Origin of the sequence: Coleofasciculus sp. E1-EBD-02 (assembly GCF_040218245.1) — a bacterium.
In the GTDB taxonomy this organism is placed as follows: Bacteria; Cyanobacteriota; Cyanobacteriia; order Cyanobacteriales; family Coleofasciculaceae; genus Coleofasciculus.
The window spans coordinates 1-14,376 of record NZ_JAVJQN010000201.1 but is presented as its reverse complement, the minus strand read 5'-3'; the positions used below and the strand labels follow the sequence as shown (position 1 = coordinate 14,376).

The window sequence follows — 14,376 nt, the reverse complement described above, 5'->3', positions numbered from 1 at the left end:
TCATTAACGGTCATTTTTGAGCGAGGAGCATAGCATTGATGCTGGTATACTTTTACCATGGAAAAATGTGTCCGCCTGTAGGGGCGCACCGACGTGCGCCCTCTTACAAAGTACGCTGAATTATTGATACAATTGACTCAAGAGACGATCGCGAATCGCACTCTCTTCCCTTCAACATACCGCAAACGCGATCGCACTCTATTCCCAAATCTTCTCACTGTGCGAATCGCATCCCCTCTATTCAACCCAATTAACACGCGATCGCACTCTATTCCCAAATCTTATCATCACGCGCTCGCATCCCATCTCCTCAACCCAAACAAAGCGCGATCGCATTCTATTCCCAAATCAAATTACCCCGCGATCGCATCCCATCTCTTCAACCCAATTAACACGCGATCGCACTCTATTCCCAAATCAAATTACCACGCGATCACATCCCTTCTCTTCAACCCAATCACCACGCGAATTTCCTCGTAGCTGTTAAAGGTGAAATATGTCATGCTGAGTGCAGTCCGCAGCGAAGCGGAGGAACGAAACGAAGCATCTGTCCAAATACTCGACAAGGCGTATCAATGACATGATAGAACGCAACTTGGTTTTTTGTATGCTGATTGGCAAGTGTACGCCCGGTTGGGGATGTTAGTTTTCCAAGCGCGATCGCTTTTTTTCTGGTATACTTTCACCATGGAAAAATGTGTCCGCCTGTAGGGGACACGCCCCGTGCGCCCTGTTTCCAAGTTGCGCCATAAGTTAGCTGATAATGTTAAAATACTTATACATTTAAGGCGTTTAGGGCTTGATAGGTTTATGGAAATAACAAAGTTGTCGAGCCAAGGTCAAGTGATTATTCCTAAGTCTCTGCGAGAGGCTCATCACTGGGAGGTTGGGATTGAGTTGATGGCGATTGATATGGGTGATGGGATTCTGTTGAAACCGAAGAAGCCTTTTTTAGAAACAAAATTGAATGATGTGGCGGGTTGTTTAAAGTATCACGGAACTCCTAAAAGTCTTGAGGATATGGATGATGCCATTCGCCAAGGGATAGAGGAGTTATGGCATGATCGCGGTTGATACAAATGTTGTTATTCGCTTGTTAACTCAGGATGATGAGTTACAGTTTAACAAGAGTGTGGAGATTTTTGGAAAACATGATGTTTTTATTCCAGATACGGTGATTCTGGAAACCGAATGGGTGTTGCGTTTTGCTTACAAGTTTAAACCAACGGATATCTGCAAAGGGTTGAGAAATTTGTTTGGTTTGCCGAATGTTCATGTTGGCAAGGCTAGCTTGATTGGTCAAGTTATTCAATGGCATGAAAGTGGTTTAGACGCAAGCTGATGCGTTTCATTTAGCACAGAGTCAGCATTGTGAAGCGTTTTACACGTTTGACGAGAAGTTTGGCAAAAAAGCTCAAGGGTTGACTTCTTGTCGGGTGAATAAGCTGTAAAAATTCAATTTTTGCCCTGGAAACTAGCAAAATATTAATTGTACGTGCTTTTTTTCTGGTATACTTTCATCATGGGAAAATGTGTCCGCCTGTAGATGGGGTTTCGGTTCTGTTGAATGATGGCAAATCCATTGCCAATAGCACGACATGACTCTGGTACTGAGTGGGTTCTACCAAAGTATGGGCTATTGGCGTGCAACTCCTTCTACAGATTACAGGTGAGCATATTCAGTAAATTGCCGTTTAAAGGGAGACTTATATCCTAAAACTATATCCTGTCGTGGAATTCCGGCTTCAACCAATTCCTTGGCTACTCCTATTTCAGTTCCATCACTCTGAATCCATATTTTGTTATCTTTAATATCAATATGAATTAGGCTCTCATATTCCCGTCGTTGGTCATACCAACCCACTACCATTATTAGGTAATGATTACGCTCATTATCAAAAATGAGTTGTACTTCTGTCTGATCATCTTTAAGATTGATAGCGTGCGCTTTGATGATTTTCTGGACAATCTCTTGTATGTTTAAGCTTTCCATGCTGAAATTTCCTGTTTATTGGGGTCAAAAATTAGTAGTTTTAGTTAATCTTCTCCGATAGCGTCCTGAATGAATGGGCGACGGAATAAGGTATTATAAGTATCTGTAGGAATGGCTAGGTATAAAACAAAATTGGGTAATTTTTGCTTTAATGCCAAGCGATAGTTCAGAAATTGACCAAGGGCTAAGTGAAATTCAGTTATAGCAACCGCCACAACGGTTAGGACACTAGGCATGGCTCAAGACAATACATGGCATTGATCTTAATGTCCTAATGACCCTGGCGACTGCTATAGTTCCGATTCTCGCAAAAAAAATTTGATTTCAAAGGCTATCTTTTGACCATTTTTCAGGGCAGCAATTAATCGTTCTGCGGCTAAGTCTATATACATTTCTGTTCCACCTACTTTCAGGTGTAAAGGATCATCGGTGATTACCAAACCATCTTTTTCTAGGGCTAATCGGACGGTGTTGTGAAAAATATCTTTGGCTGGTATAGACAGATAAGTAATTTGACATGACTTAGTTTTCCATACTCAAAACTGGCGATCACACTGTATCATCAGATTTAACATTTTCGATCCGGTTAACAGCCTCTTCGGGGCTTGCTTCCTCCTTTAGTACTGCTTCAATAGCTGGGTAATATTTATCCATGATGAAGACATTATTATAGACTAGCTGTTTTATTAAAGCCCAATTAAGTGTTGTGCCTTCGACATCTATGCTAGTTTTATAGCGAAGGTGTCCCCCATCCAAATTCAATTCAAAATTTCCGATAACCAGATCGTAATTGATGAGTGTTAAGAGTACTGCTATTTGCTTCCGTTTCTTTTTCGGTATCACTTCTGGATATACAGAATAAAAGATAATTTGCTGTTCCGCTTCACGTATTTGGGCATAACAACCCCAGCGTCCATTATGACCTCCGAAGGCAACACGGACTACTGACTCATCTTCATTTTTGGCAAAATGCCATTGATCTCTGTAAAAAAAATGTATAACTTCGTCTATCAGCGGAGACATTTGTTATTGCTTGATTGGATGTAACGATTATGTTCATGAACTCCAACAAACCTATCGAGATGGGTAATACTGATAGGCTTCAAAGTGAAGTTGTTTTTGATTTTTAATTGAAATTGCATCAGTCTTTTTATTATTCATTGCGCTACTAATTTTCCACCAATGGCGGTCGCTATAAGAGATTTCCTTCGTTGTCAAGTCGCTGTAATCATAGTAGGGAAAAGCCGTATTTCCTGTTTTTTTTGTTTTATCAGGCTTAGCCGTTTTTTCCTTAAATGTGTATGCCGGATCGCCAATTTTTGCGTCTAATACCCAGCGGTATGGGATACGGGACTTTATTGTAATACTTCGATTTTGCCCAGATGTGGGTATACCCGAATTGTTTGGAATAATGTTTGCTTGGGCAAGCTCATTCTCTGTCACAGTATACTCGTCATCAGGGTAATAAACGCTAGCTATCATTGAAATTGGGATTGTGGTGCGTAGCTTACCCTTAGCATCCATTACTCCCGAAGCTATAATGTTTTCCATCCACAAGCGATATGACTGCTGATTGAGTACCTGTTCCTGGGGTGCGAGATTCCACTCCACAAATGTGTCGTATGTCTTATTGGGTAATAATTGATCGCCAATCAAATGACCACCATCGTAATAACTTAGCCACTTGCTTTTGTCATTTAAGTTTAACAAGATGATCTCGTGGTGACCAAAGTGGGCAACTGCTGCTGGATTGACTGTCCCTGTCTGTCTTCCTCCCTGCATTCGACGTGCTCCATAAATTATAGCATGTACCCGTTCTGGTCGAATTGCCTTTTGCATATCACCTTTTGCTGGCAAATTGATGTCATTAATCGTCAGACCGAGTGTGGACATTATCTGACCGAGTGGTGTCTTTTCCTGTGTGGCTGATCCGAGATTCACTAAGTCCGGTTTCTTTGTCTTAAAGGCATTTGGAGGATGTTTTGATTCATTAGCAGCAGACAAGGAATTGACAGGTTTAATGTGAGAGTAATCAGGAGGTGAAGCAATATAAGCAATTGTGATACCATCGTCCGCAATGATAGCAGAAACAGATGTCAGTTGAAATTTTTGCTTTAATTTCATAAGATACTCAAGAATCTCTTTGATTGAAGAAGGGGAGTAGGTTACCCATTTTTCAAAGGCTTTTTTAGCTTCTTGCTTGCTTTTCGTTGCAGTACCTAAATTTTCCTCTACCCATTGTTCTGTATGGAAATTCCACCTACTCGTGGTTTTGAGAAACTTCGGTGGCTCAGGAACAGCTTCTTCAAAGGTTGCGAAGCGTGTTGAACTTGGTATTTCCCAAAGCGGTTGATCTACTGCATCATAGTCTTCGTCAAATTGATCATACCTATCTTCTTCATCATCCATGTCTTCGTCTTCTGGTATATACTCAGCGCTAGAATCTTCTTCCGCTATACTGAATGCAAATTCTTGTTGGGTAATGAATGGGTCTTTTTCTCCTTGCTGGCTTTGTCCCAACATGAACTTGAGCAATTGGCTATGGGCAATGATCTTTTGGTCAAACTGGTTAATAATACTATAGAATGTATCATTTATTTCTGGCTGAACTTCAACTACTTGGAAGAATATAGAGTCACTAATCTTGATGATGCTTCCTACTGCTAATCGGCGCATATATACTGGCAGCAAAGCTTTCTGCCCCTCTGAAGTAACAACTAGCATTTGCCTACCTTCAAGAGCCTGAATTATGACTTTTTGCCCGTTGTACAGTTCCTCGAATTGTAAGTCTGGGTAGTTTGGTTCTCGAAATGAACTAAAACTACTAGGTTGAGAGGATTCACCATAACTCATTTCTTGATGAATTTCGTCCCAGTCGAATTCGGGTTCTGGCAAGTTGTAAACACTATCTGCTTGACGGATCTCCTGTGTCCGTTTGTTTTTAAACCAACCTCTTTGAATAACAGCAGCGTTTCCCTCTAATTGTGGTTCTACCAGAAGCGTTTCATCAATGGCTACTTCCTTTACCTGTGTCTGCATTGATCGGACTGTATTGCCGTTTTGTTGCACAACATGAGTCAACTCATGCGCCAACAACTCCTGTCCCCCCCGACTCCCCGGCTCATACGCCCCTTCTCGAAAGAAAATATCCTCCCCCGTCGTAAACGCCTTCGCCTGAATCGCCTGATTCAACTCATCTGACTTTGCATCCGTATGCACCCTTACCCCACTAAAATCCGCCCCAAACGCCCCTTCCATCGGTTCTCTCACCGACTCATCCAAGGGTTGTCCACTCCCCCGTTTCCCTTGTATCGACGCCTCCAACTCCGCCGACGCCTCTTGGGTTTCCCCTGCACTATTCACCGCTCGATTAATCGTCAGCCTTTGTATCGGGGACTTCCTTACCCCCGTCACCCCAACGCCTGCTTCACCCTTTTCCCCACTCCCCGCTTCTGACTTGAATCTCACCTCATCCTCATCCCCCATCTCCTCACGCTGCACCGTCTCTGGTGTCGGGGAATGAATCTTATCCACCACCTGACGCGCTACCCTATCCGCTTCCTGTTCATACTTATCATTGGGTTCCCCGATTGTCAGCTTCGCCTGGATGGGTAGACTTATCTCAGTTTCCGCTAACCCCTTCTCTTCTCCTCCCGCATCATCCATTCTCCCCTCGCCTTGCAGGAGAGGGGTTGGGGGAGAGGTTCCCTCCTCTTGCTTCTGCACAGGTGTCGGTTCCAAATTGCCAAACATCCGCCGCCGAATCTTATTCCGTACTTCCCGACTGGGAACCCCATACCCTTGGGATTGACTCAACCCCGTCTCCGCCTTCGCCTGAATCTCCCCACTCGCCGCTTCCTCTGACTCCTGCGTCGGGTTCTGCACGTCTTTGGCTTCTGTTGGCGCAGTTTCCGCCTTTGCACCCGTCATCTCCCGGATATCACCAAACAGACTGCGGCGAATTTTATCCCGTTGCGCCTTACTGGGAAGGTTTCCCACTAACTCACTGCCCTTCTTTGCCTCGGTTTTCGTTTGGATATGAGAAGGCGGGAAAAAAGAAGACTTACGGGGAGTGGGTGTCCAGGATGAGGATTTGGACTGGTGGTCATAAACCATGGTGAACCTCTTTGATGCTTTTGTCGGGGCTTTTCTTTTGCTTGGGGTTGGTTTTCTGGTTTGTCCTATTATGCTATCCTTTTCCTGTTTTGCACACCCCCATCGGACATAAGTATTTTTCTCTATAAAAATCTTTTCTCTTCGGTTTGTTCGGGATAGTTCTGTTATCTGGAAGTTGCCTTTTATCCTCTTTCTCGGCTCCCTAACCCCATCAAAATACTTTTTCAGCAACCCCTTCCTCGCTCCCCTCTCCCAAGCTTGGGAGAGGGGCTGGGGGTGAGGGCTGTTGCTTGGGTTGAAACGAGCGCACGTCACGTTGATAAAGGGCGCACGTCGGTGCGCCCCTACATTTCCTCTTCCACTTTTTCTCCACAAAACGTATTTTCTACATCCCGTTGATTAGAGCAATAACTGTATACTTGGATAAACTTTTTTTGCTTTATTTTAGCTTTTATAAACCTATGTTATCTCCTTTGCCATTTCCCGACTTTGCCGCCTACCATCGATAACAATTCCGATTAGAATCCTCTCATCAAACAAAAAATGCTATCCCCAACAACCTGGAACCAAACCAACACCCACACGATTAAAACAGTTGTCGCTGCCATTGAACAACGCCTCGACGCCTACATTGCTAGAGATGCGAACCCGACTCCTGAATCCATCCCCGATATTGACTCCATCCTCAACAGTGCCGCCGCTTCCACATCTCCTCCCCTCGCCTTAACCCACCTCTGCACCACGTTCAACCTCTCCCCCTTTGAACGCAATGTCCTGCTTCTATGCGCCGCTTCTGCCCTAATTCCCTACTTTCCCCAACTCTGCGTCGAAGCCCACAGTTGCCCCCAGTCTGCCTATCCCACGTTTAATTTAGCCATGCAACTCTTTGGCGATGCTGAGGCTTGGCAGGCACTTTCCCCGACATCTCCCCTACACTATTGGCAACTGGTAAAAACTGACCCCTCTGTGGAACTTCCCCAAAGCCGTCTGCAATTGGATAATGGGATTCTGCTGTATCTGTTGGGTCAACCTTACGAAGACGCCCAGTTGATGCACCTGATTCAACCGATTCAGGCGGGTATTGAGAGTACCCTTCAGCCCTCTCACCAACAAATAGCCGATCGCATCGCCCAGTTATGGCAGACTAATCCTAATAGCCAGGACTCTCTCGCTGAACCCTTAGTCGGGGCGGGTTTAGTTACATCTGGGAACAATGGAAACGAGAATGGTAAAACCCGCCCCTACACCCTCGACATTCAACAATCAAACCTACCCATCATCCAACTCTGTAACACCACCCCCAGCGCCGCCCAGGATATCGCCACCACGGTTTCCACTCGCCTCAACCGCCCCCTGAAATCCCTTCCCGCCCATCGCCTCCCCACTCATTTAAATGAGATATCCCACCTCATCCGCCGTTGGCACCGAGACGCTATCCTCTCCCAGAGTATCCTCCTCCTCGATTGCCAGGAACTCAACACCAGCGATACTCCCCTAATGGAGGCACTCTGCCACTTCCTCAACGCCATCTACACCCCCCTGATTATCAGCACCCCGGAACGCCTCCCCTCTGCCCAACGCCCGTTCATCAGCTTCGATATCCCCTCCCTGACGCATCTGGAACAACTCCACCTCTGGCAAACCCACCTAGGCGAAACCGCCAACCAACTCAACGGGGAAGTGGAATCCCTCGTCGCCCAATTCAACCTCACCCACACCGATATCCAAGCCGCCTGCATTTCCCTACACAGTGATATCGCCCAACTCCAAACCCAACCCAAACCCAAGAGACGCAAAAAAACCACCACCGACAACCAACCCTCCCCCCTCACCACCCATCTCTGGGATATCTGTCGCCTGCAATCCCGCCCTCGTTTAGAAGATTTAGCCCAACGCCTGGAACCCAGCGCCACTTGGGATGATTTTGTCCTCCCGGAACCCCAACTGAAACTCCTTAAAGATATGGTGACGCAGGTGCGCCAACGGGTTAAAGTGTATACCGAATGGGGATTTGGTCAGAAAAGTAATCGCGGTTTAGGCATCAGCGCCCTATTTGCCGGACAAAGTGGTACAGGGAAAACCATGGCAGCAGAAGTCTTGGCAAATGAATTACGCTTAGATTTATATCGAATTGACCTATCTGCGGTGATTAGTAAATATATCGGCGAAACGGAGAAAAATCTGCGCCGTATCTTCGACGCCGCCGAAACCGGAGGCGCAATTCTCCTATTTGACGAAGCCGACGCCATCTTTGGCAAACGCACCCAAGTCAAAGACTCCCATGACCGCCATGCTAATGTAGAAGTCAGCTATCTGCTGCAACGGATGGAAGCCTATCAAGGGTTAGCGATTCTCACTACCAATTTAAAAGAATCCCTTGACCAAGCCTTCTTACGCCGCATCCGATTTATCGTCAAATTCCCCTATCCCAATGCCGCATCCCGTACCAAAATTTGGGAGAGAATCTTTCCCAAGGAAACCCCAACTCGGAAACTGGATTATGCTAGATTAGGCAAACTCCAAGCCACCGGGGGAAATATCCGTTCCATTGCCATGAATGCCGCCTTTTTTGCTGCTGAAGAAGGGAAACCCGTCACCATGCAGCATCTCTTAGACGCCACCAAACAAGAATGCGCCAAGTTAGAACGGGGTATCACCTCACCCGAAATTCAAGGCTGGGTTAAATAGGGGTTGCTGAATCAGGCTTGTGGTGGGGAGAGGCGATAGGGAATAGGGAATAGGCAACACCTCGACTTCGCTCGGTGTGTCATAGGCAATGGGCAATAGGCAATAGGCAATAGGCAATAGTTTCAACCTTTCCCAACACCCAACACCCGACACCCGACACCCGACACCCAACACCCGACACCCCATTGTCCCTTGTCGCCCCGTCAAGCCATTAATCCTCATGCTGATTCAGGATTAAGTAACCAAGAGGGATGGACTAATAATTCCGCCGCCGATCGCTTTTCTACCATCTCGCGGGTAATGGCACAACGGGTAATATCTTGGCGTGAGGGAATCTCATACATGACTTCTAACATCACCTCTTCTAAAATCCCCCGCAGCGCCCTAGCCCCGGTTTTGCGACGAAAGGCTTCTTGGGCGATCGCACGTAGGGCTTCTGGGTGAAATTCCAAGCGCACGTTATCCATGTTCAGCAGTTTTTGGTACTGTTTTACTAAAGCGTTGCGGGGTTGGGTTAAGATTGCCACTAAGGAGTCTTCATCTAGGGGTTCTACGGCGGTAATCACAGGTAACCGCCCAATGATTTCCGGAATTACCCCAAATTTGATTAAGTCGTCTGATTCCAAGTGTTTGGACAATTCAGCTGAAGACAGTTGACGCGATCGCGTCTCACTGGGTTGAATGAAGCCTATCGAACGTTTCCCTAAGCGTTGTTCGATAATTTGCTCTAACCCGACAAACGCCCCACCACAGATAAACAGGATATTACTCGTATCTAATTGAATGAACTCTTGATAGGGATGCTTGCGCCCTCCTTGGGGCGGTACATTCACCACCGTTCCTTCCAAAATCTTCAGCAAGGCTTGCTGAACCCCCTCACCGGACACATCCCGCGTCATCGAGGACTTTTCACTCTTGCGAGTAATTTTATCAATTTCATCAATATAAACAATACCTTGCTCGGCGGCTTCTATATCGAAATCAGCCATCTGTAACAGTCGCAGCAGGATATTCTCAACATCATCTCCCACATAACCCGCTTCTGTCAGTGTTGTCGCATCCGCGATCGCAAAAGGAACCTGTAACAAATTGGCGAGAGTTTGAGCTAAAAGGGTTTTACCGCAACCCGTTGGACCGATTAATAAAATGTTGGACTTTTGCAGGGTAATGCTGTCATCAAGTCCACTAGCGTCATAATCATCCTGAGCCAGGTTAAGCCGCTTGTAATGATTATAAACCGCAACGGAGAGGACTTTTTTGGCTTGGTCTTGACCAATAACATACTTGTCTAGCACTTGTTTAATTTCAACGGGCTTGAGCAAGTGATATTCGGTGCGACGGGGAGAATAGTCAGGTTGTTGGTAAGGGGGTTCAGCCGTTAAGGGGGGATAATTTGGGCTTTCTGAGTGAGACGTCAGCAGTTCTTCCTCTAAAATTTGGTTGCACAGTTCCACACATTCATCACAGATGTAGACGCTAGGACCAGCAATCAATTTACTAACCTGTTCTGAGGATTTACCACAAAAAGAACATCTTAGATAGGAATCGTATTTGGACATATCAAAATCCGCGCTGTTGGGTTCAGTGACAGCAATCTGGCTTAAGAGGAGAGTTCGGCTATCCAAACCGCTCTATTTCAATTGTAGTTTCCAGCGATCGTAAAAGGGGAGCTTCAGGTGAGGAGGTGATGGGGAGTAGGTAAGCAGGGGAAGCTGGGGAAGCAGGGGAAGCTGGGGAAGCTGGGGGAGCTGGGGAAGCTGGGGAAGCTGGGGAAGCTGGGGAAGCTGGGGGAGCTGGGGAAGATGAGGACAATCATGGTAGAAACGTACCATGGTGTATCTGTGTGTAGGGGCGGGTTTAGGGACTAATATTGATGGTTTTCCTTAGCGTGGCTGCAAAACCCGCCCTGACCAAATGACAAATGACCAAATGACGAATGACGAATGACAAATGACGAATGACGAATGACAAATGACGAATGACGAATGACAAATGACAAATGACAAATGACAAATAACGACTGACATTAATTGTCAATTAACCGATTTTCTTGCAAATAGGTGGGATCAGTAAGTATCATTGTCAATAATCGGGTTTTTTTGAGAGGGTGATTATGCCTCCGTATACAGCCGCTTCGCTGAAAGCTGAACTTAATTCCCGGGGTTGGCGGTTAACGCCGCAGCGAGAAACGATACTCCACGTTTTTCAGAATCTTCCCCGAGGGAACCATCTCAGCGCTGAGGAACTCTTCCATTTGCTGGACAAGCGGGGAGAACCCATCAGCCTGTCTACAATTTATCGCAGCGTCAAGTTGATGGCTCGCATGGGTATCCTGCGAGAATTGGAGTTAGCCGAAGGACACAAACACTATGAACTGAATCAACCGTTCCCCAATCATCACCATCATCTGGTTTGCATTCAGTGTAACCAGACGATTGAATTTAAGAATGATTCGATATTAAAACAGGCAATGAAACAGGTGGACAAGGAAGGCTTCCAGCTCATTGACTGTCAGCTTACCATACACAGCATTTGCCCCGAAGCCCTCCGTATGGGATGGCCCTCTGCACTTCCCAGTAATTGGCGCTGCACGCGAGCGATCGTGGCAGAAGATCCCCAGGAGGTAGACAATTAGCTTAAACACGTCATCAGGAATTTGTCCAATGGTTGAACCAAGGACAGCCAAGCGGTGATATTCGGTGAGTAAAACTTCAATATATTGTGATTTTCATCACTGACAAGGGTTGAGTGGTAGCTAAAATTGCACGGATTTAGCTGTTTTCGCCAGATAATCTAGGGATTTGTTAATTTCATTCCCCCTAACCCCTAAATTGTTAGATACTTTAGACTATCAAACAGACGAATAATATCCAGTAGCGATTTAAAGAAGATTACGGCGGTATGCATATCAGCGAAATTACCCATCCGAACCAGCTACACGGTTTGTCGATCCGTCAACTGGAGGAAATTGCCCGTCAAATTCGGGAACGGCATCTGCAAACGGTAGCCAAAAGCGGTGGTCATTTAGGTCCAGGGTTAGGGGTTGTCGAACTGACGTTGGGATTATATCAGACACTCGATTTGGATCGGGATAAGGTGATTTGGGATGTCGGTCACCAAGCCTATCCCCATAAGATGATTACGGGACGCTATAATCACTTCCACACCCTACGGCAAAAGGACGGGGTGGCTGGTTACCTCAAGCGGTGTGAGAATAAGTTTGATCACTTCGGTGCGGGTCATGCGTCTACCAGTATTTCAGCCGCCCTGGGAATGGCGCTGGCGCGTGATGCGAAAGGAGAAAACTTCAAGACAGTGGCGGTGATTGGTGATGGTGCCTTAACTGGAGGTATGGCATTAGAAGCGATTAACCATGCTGGACATTTACCCCATACCCGGCTGTTGGTGGTACTGAATGATAATGAAATGTCCATTTCGCCCAACGTGGGCGCGATTTCCCGCTCTTTGAACCGGGTACGCCTGAGTAAGCCGATGCAGTTCCTAGCGGATAATTTAGAGGAACAGTTCAAGCATTTTCCCTTGTTCGGGGAATCCTTGACTCCCGAATTACAACGGGTGAAAGAGGGGATGAAGCGGTTAGCGGTTCCCAAAGTTGGGGCGGTGTTGGAAGAACTGGGCTTCACCTACATGGGACCAGTAGATGGTCATAATTTAGAAGACTTGATTACCACGTTCAAAGCCGCACATACCTATTCCGGTCCCGTCTTGGTGCATGTCGTAACAACTAAAGGAAAAGGGTACGCGATCGCAGAACAAGACCAAGTCGGTTATCATGCCCAAAGTCCCTTTGATTTAACCACCGGGAAAGCGATTCCCTCCAGTAAGCCGAAACCCCCCGGCTATTCCAAAGTCTTTGCCCACACCTTGGTTAAATTAGCCGAAAACAATCCCAAAATCATCGGCATTACGGCGGCGATGGCGACGGGAACCGGGTTGACTAAACTCCAGGAAAAACTGCCCAAACAATACATCGATGTGGGAATTGCCGAACAGCACGCCGTTACCCTAGCCGCAGGGCTGGCTTGCGAAGGAATGCGACCTGTAGCCGCAATTTACTCCACCTTCCTGCAACGGGCGTATGACCAGATCATTCACGATGTCTGCATCCAAAACCTACCCGTGTTCTTCTGCTTAGATCGCGCCGGGATTGTTGGTGCTGATGGTCCGACGCACCAAGGGATGTATGATATTGCCTATCTGCGCTGCATTCCTAACATGGTGGTTATGGCACCTAAGGATGAAGCGGAACTGCAACGGATGCTGGTAACGGGTGTGAATTATACCGAAGGACCGATTGCCATGCGGTATCCACGGGGGAATGGGTATGGCGTTCCCTTAATGGAAGAAGGATGGGATGGGCTACCCATCGGTAAAGGCGAAATTCTCCGCAATGGCGATGATATCCTGCTGATTGGCTACGGTTCGATGGTGTATCCCGCGATGCAAACGGCGGAAATTTTGAGCGAACACGGAATTGAAGCCACTGTGGTTAATGCCCGTTTTGTCAAGCCGTTGGATACGGAGTTGATTTTGCCCCTAGCCCAGCGCATTGGTAAGGTGGTTACCTTAGAAGAAGGATGCTTGATGGGCGGTTTTGGGTCAGCCGTGACGGAAGCGTTATCGGACAATAATGTTTTGGTACCCGTGAAGCGGTTTGGTGTCCCGGATAAGTTAGTCGATCATGCTAAACCTGATCAGTCGAAAGCCGATTTAGGGTTAACACCGTCCCAAATGGCGGAACAAGTGCGCGAAGCGTTCTTTAACAAACAGCCGTCGGTGGTGAGTTAATGTCCAATCCTGTAGAGACGTAGCATGCTACGTCTCTACAATTTTGCTGGTGTGATACAGCTAAAATTGGACGAGATTTGACCATTGAATCGGGCGCAAAGCTTTGCGCCCCTACCATTTCCGGGCGTAAAGTTAACGCTTCAGTTGTTTACTCGCTGTTCCTGGACTAAGGTTAAACTGACCCAAGAACCGCGATCGCTATAGCGGCGAATCATTCGTTGGCGCAGGTTGGGTTCGATTAACCAACCCACTTCAAGGACAAAACTGTGACCAGATTTAATCGTTAATGGACAGTTAGAAGACGCGCCATCGGGAAGCAGTACCACCTGAACGGGTAATGAACTGTCTTGAAAATGAAGGATCGATCCATCAATCCTCGCACTGGAAGTTAGGGTGCGGACGGATTCACCGACGCCAAAGGTTAGCTGTTGAACGAGGCGGTTACTGTCTTGGCGTTCAATCGTAAGTTTAGTGGAATAGGTATCTGGCGATCGCAAGTCGGGATAGAGGGTGATGGCTTCACCTTGCCATTCTCCCAGTAATTGATCAACGGTTAGGGGGGGACGTTCTGGGGTATCGGTTCCGGCGCGTTTTTCCCGAATTAAGGTTAACTGAGACAGTTGAGCCTCTTTATCTTGATCCGCCGTAAAACCTTCGCTTTTAGCGACGGGATATAAGGCGGGGGAATCGGAGGTAAGGAGATTCCCAAACTACGCCGCGCAATTGAGCGATAAAACTCCTGATTAACTCAGATTGAGTCATCCCTCTTT

12 protein-coding genes and 2 pseudogenes are annotated in these 14,376 nt (G+C 46.8%); 6 read left to right on the top strand and 8 right to left on the bottom strand.

Going from position 1 to position 14,376, the window contains the following annotated elements:
* The first annotated feature begins 123 nt into the window (after nt 1-123).
* From RIC07_RS31205 to RIC07_RS31195, 3 genes and pseudogenes are all read left to right on the top strand, one after another.
* On the top strand, nt 124-480 hold the full coding sequence (locus RIC07_RS31205) for a hypothetical protein (protein WP_446397908.1): 357 nt from the start codon (nt 124-126) through the stop codon (nt 478-480).
* 330 nt (nt 481-810) lie between these two features.
* The gene (locus RIC07_RS31200) at nt 811-1,074 is read left to right on the top strand and encodes an AbrB/MazE/SpoVT family DNA-binding domain-containing protein (protein ID WP_446397907.1); all 264 of its coding nucleotides are present in this window, start codon (nt 811-813) and stop codon (nt 1,072-1,074) included.
* Nucleotides 1,061-1,451 (top strand): annotated as a pseudogene (locus RIC07_RS31195) (type II toxin-antitoxin system VapC family toxin). The gene RIC07_RS31200 and the pseudogene RIC07_RS31195 overlap by 14 nt, the downstream one beginning before the upstream one ends.
* Nucleotides 1,452-1,663: 212 nt before the next feature.
* On the opposite strand, the gene RIC07_RS31190 reads toward RIC07_RS31195, so the two are convergent.
* The 4 genes and pseudogenes from RIC07_RS31190 to RIC07_RS31175 all read right to left on the bottom strand — a co-directional run bounded on the left by RIC07_RS31190 (nt 1,664) and on the right by RIC07_RS31175 (nt 6,109).
* Nucleotides 1,664-1,993 carry an element excision factor XisI family protein gene (locus RIC07_RS31190; protein ID WP_446397906.1) on the bottom strand — a complete coding sequence of 110 codons (330 nt, stop codon included), beginning with the start codon at nt 1,991-1,993 and terminating at the stop codon, nt 1,664-1,666.
* A 44-nt stretch (nt 1,994-2,037) separates the two neighbouring features.
* Nucleotides 2,038-2,475 (bottom strand): annotated as a pseudogene (locus RIC07_RS31185) (element excision factor XisH family protein).
* Between the two features lie 67 nt (nt 2,476-2,542).
* The gene (locus RIC07_RS31180; RefSeq protein ID WP_446397905.1) at nt 2,543-3,016 is read right to left on the bottom strand and encodes a YbjN domain-containing protein; all 474 of its coding nucleotides are present in this window, start codon (nt 3,014-3,016) and stop codon (nt 2,543-2,545) included.
* 51 nt (nt 3,017-3,067) lie between these two features.
* Nucleotides 3,068-6,109: an eCIS core domain-containing protein gene (locus RIC07_RS31175; protein ID WP_446397904.1), complete on the bottom strand. Its 3,042-nt coding sequence runs from the start codon at nt 6,107-6,109 to the stop codon at nt 3,068-3,070.
* Nucleotides 6,110-6,652: 543 nt separating this feature from the next.
* Between RIC07_RS31175 and RIC07_RS31170 the strand changes: the two genes are divergently transcribed.
* The gene (locus RIC07_RS31170) at nt 6,653-8,797 is read left to right on the top strand and encodes an ATP-binding protein (protein ID WP_446397903.1); all 2,145 of its coding nucleotides are present in this window, start codon (nt 6,653-6,655) and stop codon (nt 8,795-8,797) included.
* Here RIC07_RS31170 and RIC07_RS31165 read toward each other — a convergent pair.
* From RIC07_RS31165 to RIC07_RS31155, 3 genes are all read right to left on the bottom strand, one after another.
* On the bottom strand, nt 8,768-9,019 hold the full coding sequence (locus RIC07_RS31165) for a hypothetical protein (protein WP_446397902.1): 252 nt from the start codon (nt 9,017-9,019) through the stop codon (nt 8,768-8,770). The two genes, RIC07_RS31170 and RIC07_RS31165, sit on opposite strands and share 30 nt — an antisense overlap.
* On the bottom strand, nt 9,016-10,356 hold the full coding sequence (gene clpX, locus RIC07_RS31160) for an ATP-dependent protease ATP-binding subunit ClpX (RefSeq protein ID WP_446398022.1): 1,341 nt from the start codon (nt 10,354-10,356) through the stop codon (nt 9,016-9,018). Before clpX ends, RIC07_RS31165 begins: the two co-directional genes overlap by 4 nt.
* A gap of 72 nt (nt 10,357-10,428) precedes the next feature.
* On the bottom strand, nt 10,429-10,629 hold the full coding sequence (locus tag RIC07_RS31155; RefSeq protein ID WP_446397901.1) for a hypothetical protein: 201 nt from the start codon (nt 10,627-10,629) through the stop codon (nt 10,429-10,431).
* A 281-nt stretch (nt 10,630-10,910) separates the two neighbouring features.
* Between RIC07_RS31155 and RIC07_RS31150 the strand changes: the two genes are divergently transcribed.
* Both RIC07_RS31150 and dxs read left to right on the top strand, forming a co-directional pair.
* Nucleotides 10,911-11,432, top strand: a complete 522-nt coding sequence (locus RIC07_RS31150; protein ID WP_006104329.1) for a transcriptional repressor — start codon at nt 10,911-10,913, stop codon at nt 11,430-11,432.
* Between the two features lie 266 nt (nt 11,433-11,698).
* A complete protein-coding gene (dxs, locus tag RIC07_RS31145) occupies nt 11,699-13,606 on the top strand; it encodes a 1-deoxy-D-xylulose-5-phosphate synthase (protein ID WP_446397900.1) in 1,908 nt (635 codons plus the stop codon).
* 140 nt (nt 13,607-13,746) lie between these two features.
* Here dxs and RIC07_RS31140 read toward each other — a convergent pair whose 3' ends face one another.
* Nucleotides 13,747-14,121 carry a DUF3598 family protein gene (locus RIC07_RS31140; protein WP_446398021.1) on the bottom strand — a complete coding sequence of 125 codons (375 nt, stop codon included), beginning with the start codon at nt 14,119-14,121 and terminating at the stop codon, nt 13,747-13,749.
* Nucleotides 14,122-14,376 lie beyond the last annotated feature (255 nt).